Source organism: Streptomyces sp. NPDC048584 (genome assembly GCF_043199595.1).
Classification (GTDB): domain Bacteria; phylum Actinomycetota; class Actinomycetes; order Streptomycetales; family Streptomycetaceae; genus Streptomyces; species Streptomyces edwardsiae.
In genome coordinates this window covers 237,595-254,134 of sequence record NZ_JBICWF010000001.1, presented here as the reverse complement: position 1 = coordinate 254,134, position 16,540 = coordinate 237,595, and the positions used below count along the sequence as shown (strand labels likewise).

Sequence of the window (16,540 nt, the reverse complement as noted above, 5' to 3'; positions counted from 1 at the left end):
ATGTCGGAAGTCAGGCCGCTGCCGCGGGCACACCGCCGAGGTGCCGGCCGGATCAGGCGAAGAGGAGTGTGGGCTCCGCGAGGATGTCACGCCCCTCTTCGCTCTTGTAGATCAGGTCGATGCTGCCGAAGCGGGCCTGGTCGTAGTCCAGGCCGAGTCCCGCCACCGCCTCCTTCACGGCAACCTCGGAAGAGCCTTCGATCTCCAGGAAGGTGGGGAGGTCCGGCCAGGTGTCGAAGTCGTAGGTGACACCGTCCAGGTGCCATTCCTCGCGATAGTTCTGCTGGTAGCGGACCTGCCGCAGGCCGAGCGCCGCGAGGAGTTCCGCGGTCCTGGCCAGGTCGCCGACCTCGATCTCGATCTCGGTGGTCCCGTGGATGTGCGTCGCGTCGGTGACCTGCTTCAGGGTGAGCGTCGTCCTGCCGCCCTCGTCGCGCAACCGCAGCCACTGCTCGCCCTGCACGGCGTCGTTCTCGAAGATCAGACGCGTGAACATGGTCCTGGGGAAGACCTGTTGCGCCCCGGCAGTGCGCAGAGCGTCGAGGGTGGCCTCCACGTCGATCTCCAGGAACTTCGCTTCGTACTCGTTCTGCGCCATGGTTCTCCTTGTCATGTGACGGTCTGAGCGGTCAGGGCGTGGAACTCCTGCTCGCGCATCGTGCTGATCTCCCTGCACACGGCGCCGTCCAGGAACTCGTCGATGGGCAGACAGAGGTCCATGCGCTGAATGCAGACGCCTACGTGGAAGGTTCCCCTGGGGTCGCGGTAGAGACGGACCCCGTAGTAACCCTCATGGCAGTCGGTCGTGTTGTTGAAGCGGCAGCTTGCGCAGGTCTCGGGCAGGCGCAGGGGCCGAATGTGCTTGACCTTGATCACGCGTCCGCCGGGCAGGGTGTAGGAGATGCGGAATCCGGAGCTTCCGGCGATGACGTGGACTTCCTGAGGCACCGCGCCGAGGCCGCCGAGAAGCTCGTCGATGGCGTCCAGTGACTTGTCCCCGTCGGCCAGCGACGACAGGATCCTCAACGACACCTGCGGAGAGTACCGGTCCAGGAGCCGGTGGACGCGCTCGATGTGGCTGTGGTCCGGGATGACCACGTTCGCGCTCACGCCGATTCCCTCGTCGGTCGCCACCTGGATCGATTGCTCCAGCGCCTCGATCTTCCGCGCCGCCAGGGAAGCCGTCCGGAACCGGACGTTCTGCACCTGCGCCAGCTCCTCGGGCGTGGTGCCGAAGATCGAGAAGTTGACGCGGCCCAGGCCCGCCTTCGCGCACGCGGGGAGGACTCCGGCGCCGTTCTCACCGTTGGAGGTGACGCCCACCTCGTATCCCTCCTCCCTGGCCACGGCGACGATCGCCGCGAGCTTGGGGTGCAGGGTCGGTTCCCCTCCCGTGAGGTGAACCTCCTCGAAGCCCAGGGCGTCACGCAGCCTCGCCAAGGCGGCGCGAAAGGCGTCATCAGGGAACATGGGAGCTGCCACGAAGCGCGCTCCGTTGGTCGCCAGGTAGAGGGAGACCCGTCCCGACCGGCCGGCAGCGCCGAATTCGCCGGCGGTCCGAGCGTGGTTGTCGCCGCTGACGGGTGTGCCTTCGTTGTGGCAGAAGGTGCAGGTCATTCCGCAGGCATCGATGACCTTGACCCGGAGTGTGCGGTCCATCGTGACCCGGACCAGAGCCTGGTTGCCCACACTTCTCAACGCTCGGTGCTTGAACACGATGTACGGCTCCGTCCTCAGGGTGGCGTCGATGCTGTCCGCGATCGGATGCGGGTCGAGGGGCAGGTTGTCGACGGCTGGAGCCCTGCGTCTGTCGGCCACGCTGGTCACAGCGCATCTCCCTCGGTACCGGAACGCGCGGCGGCTGCGTCGGTTGTTCGGGTACGGAGACGAACGTAGAGCAGTCGTCACTCAAGTCCCCAGGAGATTGCGCGAGTTTGCGGCAACTCGATTGACGGCCCGGAACGGCCCGCAGACCATCGTCATGTCGCGCAAACCTGAGCAAGGCAGCAGACAGGAGAACGACCATGAAGCTACGGTTCCTTGGTAAGAACTCCACGGTCGGTGACTGCCCGACCCTGTACGCCACGGACCGGGACACCTACCTTGTCCAGGGCTGGAAGATCTTCGCGAACGACCTGTTGACGCAGCTTGAGATCCCGGAGGGGGAGACGGCGGTGGAGGTCCCCACAGAGCTGTTCGAGCACCTCGTGAAGGACGGCCTGCCGGCCGGGGAGGTCAGGCGCGTCGAGGACCCGATCATGATCCTCACGTCGGGCGGTACGTTCGTCGTCCAGGGCCGGGAGGTCACCGACATCGAGGCCCTGGCCCAGATGGAGATTCCGGACTACGAGACCGTGGTCGAGGTCCCCAAGCCCGCGATCACCGCCCTACTGGAGGAACCGCATGGAGCTGATCTCCAGCGCCGAGCGCAACCAGCTCTTTGAAGGCTTCGCACAGGACGCGTTCCATCTGGAGCTGAGGGACGACTACTCCGTCCCCGACGAGGACAGCCCCTTCACGAGCTGGCTCCGCGGCGAGCGCGTTGACTACTCCTACATGGAACCGTGGACGCAACTCATCAGGCGGGTCACCGGGGAAGGGAGGACAGTCCGACGCGTCCGCGTGGTCACAGAGCCCCACACCCCCTACATCCAGTGGGAGCACGCCGCCACCGGCCTCAACGAGGAGGCCGGCGAGAAGATCCGCTGGCTGCCCCGACACCACCTGCCCGAGGGCGTCACGTTTCCCGTGGAGGGAAACGACTGGTGGCTGTACGACAACCGCCTCCTCGCAGTCGGACACTTCGACTCGGACGGCAGAGTGCTCGGGTCGGAGATCGTCGAGGACCCCGACACCGTGGCCGAGTGCGTGCGCCTGCGTGACCGTCGGTGGTTCGGAAGTGATGAAGGGGCAACTCGACCGTCTCCTGGCCGTGATGAGACTTCCCCGCCTCAGCCTGGGCATCGTCCCCAAGTCCGCCCCCACTTGCATCTGGCCGGGCAACGCGTTCTCGATGTTCGACAGCCGACTCGTCCTCGTCGAGACCTACTCGGCTGAGCTCTCCGTCACCCAGCCCCGAGAAATCGAGCTGTACACCAAGGCGTTCGCCCTCCTGAAACAGTCAGCGGTCTACGGCACCGCCGTCCGCGGCCTCATCTCCACAGCGATTCAGCACTTCGACCAGATGCCTACGGACTAGGGGAGCGGCCCCATGCAGCCCGTGACCCCGAACTGGCGAACCAGCTCCCACACCGAGACACAGAACTGCGTTGAACTGGCCGACAGCGATCCGAACAAGGTGATAATCCGGGACACGAAGGCACGCAGTCGGGGAACCGTGACCGTCCCGCGGGACACCTGGACGATCTTCATCCAACATGCCAAGCGGACGTAGTGACGGCCTGGCTGTCGGAGTAGGCGGATACGCTCCCGGGCCATGACCGACACAACCCGACAAAAGGCGAAGCGCGACGCTTCCGTCACCGTGGCCCGAGACGCGGAGGGCCTGGTCGCCGTCCTGAGCGCCGAATTCACCCAGCACGGCGGCGAGTACGTGTTCCTGCCCGGGGGACGCAGGGAGGAGGGCGAGACACCGGAAGACTGCGCGCGGCGTGAGCTGCGCGAGGAAGCCGGCGTCATCGCCCGGACCTGGCGGCCCCTCGGCTCGTACGCCATCACCCTGGACTCCACTGCCCGCATCCACCTTTTCCTGGCCGAAGGGCTCACCTGTGGCCCGCAGCAGCTCACGCCCGGCGAAGAGGACTTCAAGCTCATGTGGTGGCCGATGCCCGACGCGATTCGGGCCGCCACCGAGGGACGCTTCCTGCTCCAAGGGGGACCGCTGGCACTGCTGCTGGCCCAGCAGGTCATCGCAGTCTGAGAGGAGCCGATCCCGGGCACCGGCCGACAGCCCGGTCGCGTCATGGTCCACCTCAGCGGATTTGCCCCTGCCCCGCACACCGGGGCGCCGATGTCCGGAGCTCAGGCGTCGGGCACCCGAACGGCCCTGCGTCACCTCCCTGTCCTCGGCCCCGGAGAAGGGGCCGGCCTTCGCGAAGAGGAATCGCCTTGCCCGCACAACACGACATCGCCGCCGAGACGGAGCTGTGGGACACGTTCGCCGCTTCCGCCTTCAAGGAAGACGCGGAGCGGGGCTTCTGCTGGACCCAGTACGCCGGTCACGGACCCGGACCGGAGCTGCTGGGCGACCCGCACCGCGTGCTGGAGATCGGCTGCGGCACAGGCCGCGCCCTCGCCCACCTCGCCGAGCGCGGTGTCGTCGCCCGGGGTGTCGACCTGTCTCCCGTCATGGTGGAGAAGACCACCACGAAGTGGCACGGCACCGGCGCGGAGTTCGTGTGCTCCGAGGTGCTGGAGTACCTGAGCGGGCACGAGGAGGTGTACGACGCGGTCTACTCGATCTTCGGAGCCGCCTGGTTCACCGACCCGAGCCGTCTCTTCCCCCTTGTCCGCCGGAGACTCAGGCCCGGCGGTGTCTTCGTGTTCTCGCAGCCGCCCGCCATCCCGGGCGCGTACGGGCCGCAAGGCATGTACAAGGGAGGCTTCGCCGGAAAGGCGATGTTCACCTACCGCTACAGCTACCGGCCGGCCGTCTGGGAGCGCCTGCTCACCCGAGCCGGTTTCGCCACGGCCGACGCGCGGGTGCTCGACGCGCCTCACCCGGGACACATCGGGACGCTCCTCGTACGCGCGGTCGCTCCGTGAGGCCCCGCTACAGGCGGTGCGCGAGGGGATACGGCACGGGGCCGGTGGGAGTACCGATGTAGGGTGCTATGCGCAGGCCGTACGGGTGACGTTCAGTACGAGGGGGACGAAGAGTGCAGACGCCGCGAACCCGTCCCACCTGAACCGGCCGACGCCGTGAGCGTCGTGCCCGTCCCGCCACCGTACGGCCGGCCGGATTCATCCTTACCGCCGGCCCGCCGCATCGGCCATCCGTACCTCTGAGCCCCGCCCCATCCCTCGGACCGGCCCCGGGCCTCGGCGGCGGACCCCGTACGACACCGTGTACGAGCAGCAGCACCGATCACCGTCAGGGAGAGCGAGAACCCGCAATGGCCCAGCCGCCCCTCCTCCGCGATGTCATCGACATCAAGGAGTCCATCTCCACCTCGGACTTCGTGCTGTCCCTCGCCGAGGCGACGACCTCCGAGGGCGCCCAGCACGCGCTCAAGGACTACGTCGTCACCGAGCGGCTGCTGGAGAACTTCGACGAGGCGCTGGCCCTCATCAAGTCCGCGCTGGACGGGCACCGCTCCAAGGCTGCGTACCTGCACGGCTCGTTCGGTTCCGGTAAGTCGCACTTCATGGCGGTGCTGTACGCGCTCCTCAGCGGCAACCAGGCCGCCCGCTCCCGCACCGAGTTCGACCCGGTGCTGACCAGGCACGAGTGGCTGAGCACGGACGGCAAGAAGTTCCTGCTCGTGCCGTACCACATGCTCGGCGCGAAGGCCCTCGAACAGCGGGTGCTCGGCGGGTACGTGCACCACGTCAAGAAGCTGCACCCCGAGGCGCCGACCCCGCAGGTGTACCGGACCGATTCCCTTTTCGACGACATCCGCGCACTGCGTGCCAGCACGGGCGACGAGGCCGTCATCCGCGGCCTGGGCGGCAGCGGGGTGGACGGCGGCGAGGAGGACGAGTGGGGCGAGGGCTTCGCCTGGACCCCGCAGCTCCTGGACACCGCGCTCGCCGCCGAGGAGAACCACGAGGCGGGTGTCCCGGTCAACCTCACCAATCCCTCCACCCCGATCGAGCTGCGGGCCAAGCTGGTCAACGACGCAGGCACCAACCTCCTCCCCGGCTTCACCAAGAACGCCGCCGAGGACGAGCACGGCTTCATCTCCCTGGACGCCGGTCTCTCCGTCATCGCCGAGCACGCCAAGTCGCTCGGCTACGACGGCCTGATCCTGTTCATGGACGAGCTGATCCTGTGGCTGGCCACCCTCATCCACGACGAGAAGTTCGTGGCGCGCGAGGCCAGCAAGATCACGAACTTCGTGGAGGGTGGCGACGCCCGCCGCGCCGTCCCCGTCGTGTCGTTCATCGCCCGCCAGCGCGACCTGCGCGAGCTGGTCGGTGAGGAGGTGTCCGGCGCGGCCGAGTCGTCCATTCAGGACACCCTGAACCTGGCGTCCGGCCGGTTCGACAAGATCACCCTGGAGGACCGCAACCTCCCGCAGATCGCCCACGCCCGCCTCCTCAAGCCCAAGGACTCCGAGGCGGCCCAGCAGGTCGACGCGGCCTTCGAGCAGACCAAGCGGGTCGGCCCCCAGGTCTGGGACACCCTGCTCGGCTCGGAGAAGGGCACCACCGGCGCGGACGCGGAGTCGTTCCGGCTGACGTACCCCTTCTCGCCGGCGTTCATGGACACCCTCGTCCACATCTCGTCCGCGCTGCAGCGCTCCCGTACCGGTCTGAAGCTGATGGGCCAGCTCCTCGCCGACCACCGCGACGAGATCCGCCTCGGACAGCTCGTCCCCGTCGGTGACCTCTACCCGGTGATCGCGCAGGGCGGCGACAAGCCGTTCACCGACAGCCTGAAGGTCGTCTTCGAGGCCGCCGACAAGCTCTACAAGACCAAGCTGCGGCCCTACCTGCTGAGCTCGTACGACATCACCGAGGACGACGTCGAGCAGTACCGCAACCGGCCGGAATCCCTCACCGACCCGAAACGGCTCAACGGCTGCCGGATGTTCACCGGCGACAACCGGCTCGTGTGCACGCTGCTGCTGTCCGCGCTCGCGCCCAGCGTGCCCGCGCTGTCCGAGCTGACCATCCGGCGGCTCGGAGCACTCAACCACGGATCGGTCCTCGCGCCCATCCCCGGCGCCGAGGTCGGCATCATCAAGAACAAGGTCGCCGAATGGGCGGCCCGGTTCCCCGAGATCAAGGAGACCGGCACCGACGCCAACCCCGGCGTCCGTCTCGAACTCTCCGGCGTCGACGTGGACTCCGTCATCGCCAACGCCCAGGTCAACGACAACCCCGGCAACCGCGTCGCCCTAGCCCGCCGCCTGCTCTCCGAAGAACTGGGCGTCGAACACGGCCAGTTGAGCGACCAGCTCGGCTTCACCTGGCGCGGCACCGCCCGCACCGCCGAGATCGTCTTCGGCAACGTCGCCGACGAGGACGAACTGCCCGACCACGACCTGATGCCGCAGGAGGAGGGCCGCTGGCGCATCGCCATGGACCTCCCCTTCGACGAGGGCGAATGGGGCCCGGTCGAGGACGTCAACCGCATCCGGCGGCTGCGCGAACGCCAGCAGGGCGAACGGTCCCGCACCGTCGCCTGGCTGCCCGCGCACCTGTCCGCGACGCGCTTCGCCGACTTCCGGCGCCTCGTCGTCATCGACAAGGCCCTCGCCGACGAACACCGCTTCGACACCCAGTACGCCGGCCACCTCAACGCCGACAACCGCAGCCGTGCCAAGGGCCTCCTCGAAACCCAGCGCGAGGCCCTGCTCAAGCAGGTCAAGGGCGCCTTCAAGCAGGCGTACGGACTCGCCCAGAAGCAGGCCGCCGACGTCGTACCCGACTTCGACGACCACCTCGTCGCACTGCCCGACGTCGACGGCCTCACCCTGTCCTTCGGGCAGAGCCTGCACGACGGCATCCGGCACATCGCGGGCAAGCTGCTCGCCCACCAGTACCCGGCCCACCCCGACCTCGACCCCGACGCCACCGGCACCGCCGTCAAGCCCGCCGACACCAAGAAGGTGTTCACCCACGTCCGCGCCGCCGCCGAGGCCCGCGACGGGCGGATCGAGGTCCCGGCCGCCGACCGCAAGCTCATGCAGCGGATTGCCGGGCCCCTGCGCCTCGGACAGCAGAAGGAGGCGTACTTCGAGCTGTCCCGCTACTGGGCCGACCACTTCCGCCAGCAGGCCAGCTCCCAGGGCGTCACCGGGGACCTGTCCCTGATCACCCTCACCGACTGGACCGACCGGCCCGACCCGCGCGGCCTGCCCGACTTCCTCGCCCGGCTCGTCGTCGCCTCCTTCGCCGAGATGGACGACCGGGTATGGGTGCGCGGCGGCACCGTCCTCGACCCCGCGCCCGAACTGACCGCGATCAAGGACCACGACGCGCTGCGCAGCCAGCCGCTGCCCGCCGAGGCCGACTGGGACACCGCACGACAGCGCTTCGAGACGGTCTTCGGCGCGAAGCCGCCCGCGCTGCGGCGCGGCCGGATGGTCAACCAGTTCGCCCGCCAGATCATCGAGGCCGCCCGCGACCACCGGGACCACGCGGCCGACCTGGTGCACCAGCTGGAGGCCCACGCCACCTTCCTCGGCCTCGACCAGACCGCCGACACCGGACGGCTCGCCCTCGCCCGCCGCTCCCTGGAACTGCTGGACGCCCTCACAGCGGAGGCCGGCAAGGGCGCGGCCGGGGCGAAGAAGACCGTCGAGGCCCTCGCCGCCTTCGACCTGGGCGAGACCAGCGCCGACCGGTACGGCACCTCCGTCAAGAAAGCCCGCGCCGTCGCGGAGGCCGTCGCCTCCGCCCCCTGGACCACCCTGGAACTCGCCGCCGGACTCGGCCCCGAGGGAGCGGCGCTGCTCGATTCGCTGCGCAACGTCGCCCGCGACGACCAGCGCACCGCCGACCTGCGCGACGCCCTCGCCCGCACCCAGCGCGAGGTCGTCGCCCTGATCAAGCGCACCCAGGCCGCCGCCACCCCGCCGCCCACGTCCCTGCCCCCCACGGCGGACGGCCAGTCCCTGGACACGCCGACCAGCGACCCGCGCATCCCCTACACCCCGCCGCAGGAGACGCCCTCCCCGGTGAGCGGCGGCGGCACCGCGCGCACGTCCGGGCGCCGCAGCACGACCGTGTCCCGGGCCGCCGCCGACCTCCAGGCGGAGCTGTCCGAACTGGCCGCCCGCCACCCGAACGCGACCATCGAGATCACCTGGCAGGTCATCGAATGACGGACACCGCCACCGTCGCACCGGGCGCGGTCCGGCTGAACACCGCGACCGTCACCCAGTACCTGTCCTCGCAGTCCTCCCTCGCCGCCTCCCTCACGAGGGACGGCGAGGGCAGGCGCCGGGTCGTGCTGCTGCGGTCCGCACCGCAGTGGGACGGCCCCGCCGAACCCGCCTGGGGCGAGGGTCGCACGACCGGCGTGGCGGTGGCGCCGTCGCCGCTCGCCGTCCACGAGCTCGTCCTCGACCACCTGGCGGGCCGCCGCCCCGGCCCCGCCGTCCTGGTCGTCCTCACCGACCGCGAGCAGCACGAACTCGACCCGGCGATCCTCGCCCGCGTGCACAAGCTGCGCATCGACACGGTCGACAGCTGGGACGTCGTCCGCGAGGCGTTCGGCGCCCGGCAGATAGACCCCCGGCTCAAGGACGTCAACTGGGCGGCCGAGGCCCTGCTCGACGCCACCCCGCCCGGCAGCTGGCCGGCCGTGCCCGGCGGCTGGCTGTCCCGTCAGTACGCCCTCACCGCGCTCGCCCAGCGCCGCCTGCGCCTGGGCCGCTACGACACCGACGGCGGCACGCGCCGCCCCGGCGACGACCGGCTCGACGCCCAGGCCCTGCTGCACTGGTCGACCCGGCCCGGCGCCCCCGAACGGCTCCTCACCCTGCGCGGCCCCGAACGTGCCGGGCTGACCGCCTTCCTCGGCGAGGAGGACCAGGCGGGCCTCGCCGGCCGCGCCCTGCTCGCCCTCGTCGACGCCGAACGCGGCGCGGACGCAGCCGCCTTCGGCCTCGTCTGCGCGGCGCTGTGGCAGCACGCCGAAGCCGCCCCCGAGACCTACCGGGCCCGGGGCCGCGCGGAACGCTACTTCGGCGACCAGCCCCCGGCGACCGGCGACCGGCTCGACGCCCTGGTGAGCGTCTTCGGACGGGCCGCCGAGGAGTACGTGACCACACTGCTGGCGGCCGGACACCGCACCGGCGGCACCGACGCCGACCAGGCCCGAGAGGCGCGTCGCACCACCGGTATCGTGCTCGACCGGGCCGCCGCGCTGGCCCGCCAGTTCGGCGCGGAGGAGGCCGTGGCGGCGAGCCCCGTCCTGCGCGGCGGACTCGAGGCCCGGTTCACCGCCGTCGGCCGGGCCCTCGCGGCGGGCGACACGACCGCGGTGGCGGACGCCGTCCGCCGCCTGGAGGACCACCGGCTCGCCGCCGAGCCGGAGGAGTCCGCCCGCATCGAACGCGCCCGCATGGGCCAGCGCCTCGCCCGCTGGCTGGCCACCGACCCGCCCGCCGACGCCCCCACCGTCGCCGACGCCGTACAGCGACAGGTCGCCGAGACCGGCTGGGTGGACCTCGCCCTGGAGCACATCGAGGCCGGCGGCGACCCGGACCCCGTCCTCAGAACCGCCTACGACACCCTCGGCACCCGCGTGCGGGACCGGCGCCGGCAGATCGACGCGTCCTTCGCCCGTTCCCTGGCCGCCTGGACACAGGCCGGCACCCAGCCGGGCTCCATGCTCACCGTCGAGACCTTCCTCGACCGCGTGGTCGGCCCGGTCGTGCGACGCGGGGAGGAACGGCGGGTCCTGCTGCTCGTCCTCGACGGCATGAGCGCAGCCATCGCCAACGAACTCGGCGAGGAACTGCGTCGCTCCTGGGCCGAGTTCGACCCGCTGCCCGAGGGCGGCACCCCGCACCGGCGGGCGATGGCCGCCGCCCTGCCCACCGTGACGGCCGTGTCCCGCACCTCCCTCTTCGCGGGCACCCTGATGAAGGGCACCCAGGCCGACGAGAAGCGGCTCTTCCCCGCGCTGAAGCTGTGGGGCGGGGCACCGGCCGCCGTGTTCCACAAGGACGACCTGCGCACCGAGACCGCGGGCGACACCTTCGGCCCGGCACTCACGGAGGCGCTCGGCGACGGCAGGACCCACGTCGCCGTCGTCCTCAACGCCATCGACGACCGGCTCGCCAAGGAACAGAAGCTCGGCGACGGCGCCTGGCGGATCGACGACGTGCCCGGCCTGCGCGACCTGCTGCGGGCGGCGGCCACCGAGGGCATGGCGGTCATCGTCACCAGCGACCACGGCCACGTCGTCGACCGGCACGGCACGAAGGTCGACCCCGCCACCGACCCCGCCTCCGCCCGCCACCGCCTGCCCGGCGACGGCCCGCTCGCCGAACGGGAGATCACCCTCTCCGGGCCGCGCGTGGTCTGGCCCGAACCCGGCGCGTCCGTCGTCGCCCTGTGGGACGCCGACTCCCGCTACACCGCCCTCAAGGCCGGCTACCACGGCGGCGCCTCCCTTGCCGAGGTCACCATCCCGGTGCTCGCCTTCCTGCCGTTCGGCGCGGAACCCCCCAAGGGATGGCGGGAACTGGGCGACCAGCGGCCGGCCTGGTGGGCCCCGGAGGAGACCGGAAAGGCACCGCTGCCGGACGGGCACACCGCCCGGCCGGTGACCGCGACGGCTCCCGCTCCCAAGAAGCCGACGGCGAAGGCCAAGAGGGACCAGGCAGAAGTCGCCCGGATGCACCACGGTGAGCTCTTCGACGTGGCGCTGACCACCGGGGGAGACGACGCCCTGCTCACCCCGACCCTCGTCTCCCGCACCGAGACGCTGGTGACGGCACTGCTCGACTCGGAGACGTACCAGGCACAGCTCGGAGGCCTGGCCCGCAAGCCGCAGCAGGAACAGGTCCACAAGGCGCTCGCCGCCCTGCTGGACGCGGGCGGCACCCTGCCCGTCACCGCGCTCGCCCAACGCGCCGGCATGCCCGTCACCCGGGGCGACGGCTTCGCCGCCGTCCTGCGGCAACTCCTCAACTACGACGGCGTACAGGTCCTGGAGACCCTGCCGGACGGCCGCACCCTACGACTCCACGAGGCACTGCTGCGCGAGCAGTTCGTCCTGGGGTCGCGTTGAGCACGGTCCATCGCTGTCTGCGCGGAGGGTGATCTCAGTAGCGCTCACCCCTGAGGCAGGGGCGGTCTGCTTCCGGCAGACCACCCCTGCAAGGGCTACGACTCGCGCTTCACATGGTTGAGCACGTTCATCCCCGCGCTGAGAACGGCGATGAACGCACCACCGCTGCTCGTGAGGATCGCCAACGGGCTGACACCGAACGCCATCGTCGTGACGGCCGTACCGAGCGAGAGCACGCCGGCCACGAGAGCGACAATGGTGATGTCACGCGCCGGGTGGTGACACCCCTGATGGGTCGGGTTGGTCGACACCGGTCCTCCATTGACTTGTTGACTCGCACCGCTGGAAAAGGGCACGCCTCACCTCGGTGAGGCGTTATTTCCAGAAATGCGCAGGCGGACTCTACGGAGCCCGCAACCAGCCGGTTGCTGATTGATCTGCGCCTGACGAGCGAGTCAAGTGAGCCCTCCGGGAAGACGGGAACGACCTACGCAACGCATTCTGCCACCAAGTCCTGTCCCATACACGCGGCTTGAGCAATATGACGGCCTCTTGACGGAGTGCCGCGACGGCGACCTCGCCCTGAACGGTGAACTGTGCCTCGGCAGTGTCAGAGGCGGTGAGGTTCACGCCCGGTCGTGCACCGCTCGCGGGGCTGTTTCCGGTCCCGTACGGCAACACTCCGGAAGATGGAACACTGGACCCCGTGAGCACCACCGGATCCAAGCGCCACGCACAGGTCAGCGCCGCCCGCCGCCGTACCGTCGTCGACGCCCTGCGCCGCGGGGCCGTGCCCAAGAGCGGGCTCGACCTGCTCGCCACCGGGCTCGACCGGTTCGAGGCGGCCCTCGACGCGGAACTGGACGCCGTCGCGTCCGGCGGATCCGTGTTCAAGGCCGTGCGCGGTGAGTACGGGTCCGGCAAGACCTTCTTCACCCGCTGGCTGGGGGAGCGGGCCAAGCGCCGCAACTTCGCCGTGGCCGAGATCCAGGTCTCCGAGAACGAGACGCCGCTGCACAAGCTGGAGACGGTCTACCGGCGGCTCACCGAACGCCTCGCCACCTCCAGCTTCCCGCCCAGCGCCCTGCGGCCCGTCGTGGACGCCTGGTTCTACGCCCTGGAGGAGGACGCCCTCGCGGCCGGCGCGACCGAGGAGGAGCTGCCCGGTGAGGTGGAGAAGCTGCTCGTCGCGCGGCTCGCCGAGGTCTCCCGGCACGCCCCGTCCTTCGCCACCGCCCTGCGCGGCTACCGGGCCGCCCTCGCCGACGGCGACGAGGCGACCGCCGCGGCCGTGCTGGCGTGGCTCGGCGGCCAGCCGCACGTCGCGGCCTCCGCCCGCCGGTCCGCCGGGGTGCGCGGCGACCTCGACCACTTCGGCGCCCTCGGCTTCCTGCAGGGCCTGCTCACCGTGCTGCGCGACTCCGGCCACACCGGGCTCTTCGTCGTCCTCGACGAGGTGGAGACGCTCCAGCGCGTCCGCTCCGACGCCCGAGACAAGGCGCTCAACGCGCTGCGGCAGCTCATCGACGAGGTGCACTCCGGCCGCTTCCCCGGCCTGTACCTCGTCATCACCGGCACACCCGCCTTCTACGACGGCCAGCAGGGCGTCCAGCGCCTGGCCCCGCTCGCCCAGCGGCTCGCCACCGACTTCACCACCGACCCGCGCTTCGACAACCCCCGCGCGGTGCAGATCCGGCTGCCCGGCTTCACCCAGGAGTCCCTGGTCGGCCTCGGCGTCACCATCCGGGACCTGTACGCGGACGCCGCCACATCGCCCGAGCGCGTGCGGACGGTCGTCGACGACGCCTACGTCGCCGACCTCGCGCGGGCCGTCGGCGGGGCGCTGGGCGGAAAGGTCGGGGTGGCTCCCCGGCTGTTCCTGAAGAAGCTCGTCGGGGACGTCCTCGACCGCGTGGACCAGTTCGACGACTTCGACCCCCGACAGCACTACAAGCTGACGGTCGCGAGCAGTGAACTCACCGACGTGGAGCGGAACCTGGCCGCCACGGTGTTCGGCGGTTCCGCGTCCGCCGATGACATCGACCTGGAGCTGTGATGGCGGACGCGGACGGTCCGGCCCGGGGAGGGGCCGACGTGCTCGACCGGCTCGACCCCGTCGTCCTGCACCACATCGTCAACACCCTCGGCTGGCCCGACCTGCGCCCCCTCCAACGGGCGGCGATCACCCCGCTCATGGACGGCGAGGACGCCGTCCTGCTCGCACCGACGGCCGGCGGCAAGACCGAGGCGGCCTGCTTCCCGCTGCTGTCGGCGATGGCCGGGCAGCGGTGGACCGGCACCTCGGTGCTGTACCTGTGTCCGCTCAAGGCGCTCCTCAACAACCTGATCGGCCGCGTCGACACCTACGCCCAGTGGCTGGGGCGGCGCGCCGCCCTCTGGCACGGCGACACCAAGGAGTCGCGGCGGCAGCGCATCCGCACCGAGGCGCCGGACGTCCTGCTGACCACGCCCGAGTCGCTCGAGGCGATGCTGATCGGCGTCAAGACCGACCACGCGCGGCTGCTGGGCAGTGTGCGGGCCGTCGTCGTCGACGAGGTGCACGCCTTCGCGGGTGACGACCGGGGCTGGCACCTGCTCGCCGTACTCGAACGGCTGGAACGGGTCACCGGCCGACGCATCCAGCGCGTCGGACTCTCGGCGACCGTCGGCAACCCCGAGCAACTGCTGCACTGGCTACAGGGGTCCGGCGCCGGGAGCCGCACCGGGCAGGTCGTCGCGCCGGGCGTCCGCCTGCCCGCCACCGGTGCGGTCGCACACGAAGAACCGGCCGCTGCGGACCCGTCCCCCAAGCCCGCGGGCGAGGTGGAACTCGACTACGTGGGCTCCCTCGACAACGCGGCCAAGCTCATCGCCGCCCTGCACCGCGGAGAGAAACGCCTCGTCTTCTGCGACTCGCGCCGCCAGGTCGAGGAACTGGGTGCCGCGCTCCGCGCCCGCGAGGTGACCGTCTTCCTGTCCCACGCCTCCCTCTCCGTCGACGAACGCCACCGCTCCGAGCAGGCCTTCGCCGAAGCGCGCGACTGCGTCATCGTCTCCACCTCCACCCTCGAACTCGGCATCGACGTCGGCGACCTGGACCGCGTCATCCAGATCGACTCGCCGGCCTCCGTCGCCTCCTTCCTGCAGCGCATCGGCCGTACCGGGCGACGGTCCGGCACCGTACGCAACTGCCTGTTCCTCACCACTCACAAGGACACGCTGCTCCAAGCGGCAGGCTTGCTGTTGCTCTGGTCGCGCGGCTGGGTCGAACCGGTCCTCCCGCCGCCCGAGCCGCGTCACCTCGTGGCCCAGCAGCTCCTCGCCGTCACCCTGCAACAGCACAAGCTCGGTGACCAGCTCTGGGAACAGCAGTGGAACGGCCTCGCTCCCTTCGACCGGTCCGCCGCCCCGATCCTGCGCCATCTCACCGAGGAGGGCTTCCTCGACAGCGACGGCGGTCTGCTGTTCGTCGGCCCCGAGGCGGAACGCCGCTTCGGCAAGCGCCACTTCATCGAACTCACCGCGTCCTTCACCGCGCCACCGCAGTTCACCGTCCTGTCCGGGCGCACCGAGATCGGCCGCACCGACCCGAGCGTGCTCACCGAGGAACGCCCAGGCCCGCGCCGCCTGCTGCTCGGCGGACGCAGCTGGCAGGTCACCTACATCGACTGGCTGCGCAAGCGCGTCTTCGTCGAACCCGCCGACGGGGGTGGCGTCGCCAAGTGGATGAACGGCGGCATCGCCGGACTGTCGTACGCCCTCACCCGCGCCATGCGCGAGGTACTGCTGGGCGCGGACCCGCCCGTCTCCCTCACCCGACGCGCCGAGTCGTGCCTGACCGAGCAGCGCGAGACCGACGCCCCCGACACCGTGCACCCGGGCGGCACCCTGATCACGCGCGTCGGCAGCGACGTGCGCTGGTGGACCTGGGCCGGCTACCGCGCCAACGCAACCCTCGCGGCCACCCTCCAGTCGGTCACCGACCCGCTGCAGCGCCCCACCGACAGCTGGCTGCGCCTGCGCGAGGACCTCGACTCGGCCGACTGGCACGCCGCCCGAAAGAGCGTCGGTGAGACCCTCGTCCTCCCTGACGTGGACCCCCGGGCCGTACGCGGCCTGAAGTTCTCCGCCGCCCTCCCGGAACGCCTCGCCGTCGCCACGGTCGCGGCCCGTCTGGCCGACTTCGAAGGCGCTCGCAGGGTGCTGTCCGAGCCCGTGCGCCTACAGGCCTTGAGCGGCTCTGCCTGAGAAGGGCTTCAACTGGAGGGTGAAGAGCAGCCATCCTCCGTCCCCTGTCCGTTCGCCGCTTACAAACGGTTCTGGTGGGTGGTGGTCGGACTGGACAACGCGCTCGTCACCGTGATCGACGTGCATCCTTGGCGTCGGGGAAAGGGAGACGGCATCGTCACCGGAGAACCCTCGTACGCGTGGGTCGACGCCGTCAACGCGGAGCTCATGCGCGGCGCGTGAGAGCCGTCCAGAGGAGCCGCCGTCCCTGTCCCTCTCCGTCAGCTCCGACGAAGAAGGACAGGGACGGCGGCCGGCCGTCCATCAGTGGGTTTCGGCAGGTCCCTCCCAAAGCGCCAGCCCGATGGCCCTTCCTCGACCGCGTTACTGGCGAGCAGCTCACCGATGTCCTGGTCGAACGCGGCCCGGATGTCC

General features: G+C 70.6%; 13 protein-coding genes and 1 pseudogene. 11 read left to right on the top strand and 3 right to left on the bottom strand.

Annotated elements, in window-relative coordinates; genetic code table 11:
• Window positions 1–52: 52 nt before the first annotated feature.
• Together ACGFR9_RS01055 and ACGFR9_RS01050 are read right to left on the bottom strand one after the other, a co-directional pair.
• Window positions 53–598 carry a class IV adenylate cyclase gene (locus ACGFR9_RS01055; RefSeq protein WP_393201668.1) on the bottom strand — a complete coding sequence of 182 codons (546 nt, stop codon included), beginning with the start codon at window positions 596–598 and terminating at the stop codon, window positions 53–55.
• 11 nt (window positions 599–609) lie between these two features.
• Window positions 610–1,827 (bottom strand): radical SAM protein, encoded by a 1,218-nt coding sequence (locus ACGFR9_RS01050; protein ID WP_393201666.1) that lies wholly within the window; start codon window positions 1,825–1,827, stop codon window positions 610–612.
• A 197-nt stretch (window positions 1,828–2,024) separates the two neighbouring features.
• On the opposite strand from ACGFR9_RS01050, the gene ACGFR9_RS01045 reads away from it, so the two are divergent.
• From ACGFR9_RS01045 to pglZ, 8 genes and pseudogenes are all read left to right on the top strand, one after another.
• Window positions 2,025–2,444 carry a hypothetical protein gene (locus ACGFR9_RS01045; RefSeq protein WP_393201664.1) on the top strand — a complete coding sequence of 140 codons (420 nt, stop codon included), beginning with the start codon at window positions 2,025–2,027 and terminating at the stop codon, window positions 2,442–2,444.
• A pseudogene (locus ACGFR9_RS01040) lies at window positions 2,404–2,832 on the top strand (DUF6879 family protein); the annotation flags it as partial. The gene ACGFR9_RS01045 and the pseudogene ACGFR9_RS01040, both read left to right, overlap by 41 nt.
• A gap of 70 nt (window positions 2,833–2,902) precedes the next feature.
• Window positions 2,903–3,199, top strand: a complete 297-nt coding sequence (locus ACGFR9_RS01035; protein ID WP_393201662.1) for a Scr1 family TA system antitoxin-like transcriptional regulator — start codon at window positions 2,903–2,905, stop codon at window positions 3,197–3,199.
• A gap of 12 nt (window positions 3,200–3,211) precedes the next feature.
• Window positions 3,212–3,394: a DUF397 domain-containing protein gene (locus tag ACGFR9_RS01030; RefSeq protein WP_393201660.1), complete on the top strand. Its 183-nt coding sequence runs from the start codon at window positions 3,212–3,214 to the stop codon at window positions 3,392–3,394.
• 42 nt (window positions 3,395–3,436) lie between these two features.
• Window positions 3,437–3,880, top strand: a complete 444-nt coding sequence (locus ACGFR9_RS01025; protein ID WP_393201658.1) for an NUDIX hydrolase — start codon at window positions 3,437–3,439, stop codon at window positions 3,878–3,880.
• A gap of 188 nt (window positions 3,881–4,068) precedes the next feature.
• Window positions 4,069–4,725, top strand: a complete 657-nt coding sequence (locus ACGFR9_RS01020; RefSeq protein WP_393201656.1) for a class I SAM-dependent methyltransferase — start codon at window positions 4,069–4,071, stop codon at window positions 4,723–4,725.
• A 350-nt stretch (window positions 4,726–5,075) separates the two neighbouring features.
• Window positions 5,076–8,957 (top strand): phage resistance protein, encoded by a 3,882-nt coding sequence (locus ACGFR9_RS01015; protein WP_393201655.1) that lies wholly within the window; start codon window positions 5,076–5,078, stop codon window positions 8,955–8,957.
• Window positions 8,954–11,878, top strand: a complete 2,925-nt coding sequence (gene pglZ, locus ACGFR9_RS01010) for a BREX-2 system phosphatase PglZ (RefSeq protein ID WP_393201653.1) — start codon at window positions 8,954–8,956, stop codon at window positions 11,876–11,878. The genes ACGFR9_RS01015 and pglZ overlap by 4 nt, the downstream gene beginning before the upstream one ends.
• Window positions 11,879–11,973: 95 nt before the next feature.
• On the opposite strand, the gene ACGFR9_RS01005 is transcribed toward pglZ, so the two are convergent.
• The gene (locus ACGFR9_RS01005) at window positions 11,974–12,189 is read right to left on the bottom strand and encodes a hypothetical protein (RefSeq protein WP_393201651.1); all 216 of its coding nucleotides are present in this window, start codon (window positions 12,187–12,189) and stop codon (window positions 11,974–11,976) included.
• Between the two features lie 395 nt (window positions 12,190–12,584).
• On the opposite strand from ACGFR9_RS01005, the gene brxD reads away from it, so the two are divergent.
• The 3 genes from brxD (at window position 12,585) to ACGFR9_RS00990 (ending at window position 16,348) form a co-directional block, all read left to right on the top strand.
• Complete coding sequence (gene brxD / locus ACGFR9_RS01000; protein WP_393201649.1) at window positions 12,585–13,934, top strand: BREX system ATP-binding protein BrxD; 1,350 nt, start codon at window positions 12,585–12,587, stop codon at window positions 13,932–13,934.
• Entirely contained in the window at window positions 13,934–16,126 is a 2,193-nt protein-coding gene (locus tag ACGFR9_RS00995) for a DEAD/DEAH box helicase (protein ID WP_393201647.1), read from the top strand. Before brxD ends, ACGFR9_RS00995 begins: the two co-directional genes overlap by 1 nt.
• A 78-nt stretch (window positions 16,127–16,204) precedes the next feature.
• Window positions 16,205–16,348 carry a hypothetical protein gene (locus tag ACGFR9_RS00990; RefSeq protein ID WP_393201645.1) on the top strand — a complete coding sequence of 48 codons (144 nt, stop codon included), beginning with the start codon at window positions 16,205–16,207 and terminating at the stop codon, window positions 16,346–16,348.
• Window positions 16,349–16,540 lie beyond the last annotated feature (192 nt).

Excerpts from the sequence above, each read along its gene's own strand:
- ACGFR9_RS01055 (WP_393201668.1), bottom strand. The coding sequence starts at position 598 with ATGGCGCAGAACGAGTACGAAGCGAAGTTCCTGGAGATCGACGTGGAG.
- ACGFR9_RS01030 (WP_393201660.1), top strand. The coding sequence starts at position 3,212 with ATGCAGCCCGTGACCCCGAACTGGCGAACCAGCTCCCACACCGAGACA.
- ACGFR9_RS01025 (WP_393201658.1), top strand. The coding sequence starts at position 3,437 with ATGACCGACACAACCCGACAAAAGGCGAAGCGCGACGCTTCCGTCACC.
- ACGFR9_RS00995 (WP_393201647.1), top strand. The coding sequence starts at position 13,934 with ATGGCGGACGCGGACGGTCCGGCCCGGGGAGGGGCCGACGTGCTCGAC.
- ACGFR9_RS01035 (WP_393201662.1), top strand. The coding sequence starts at position 2,903 with ATGAAGGGGCAACTCGACCGTCTCCTGGCCGTGATGAGACTTCCCCGC.
- pglZ (WP_393201653.1), top strand. The coding sequence starts at position 8,954 with ATGACGGACACCGCCACCGTCGCACCGGGCGCGGTCCGGCTGAACACC.
- ACGFR9_RS01015 (WP_393201655.1), top strand. The coding sequence starts at position 5,076 with ATGGCCCAGCCGCCCCTCCTCCGCGATGTCATCGACATCAAGGAGTCC.
- ACGFR9_RS01045 (WP_393201664.1), top strand. The coding sequence starts at position 2,025 with ATGAAGCTACGGTTCCTTGGTAAGAACTCCACGGTCGGTGACTGCCCG.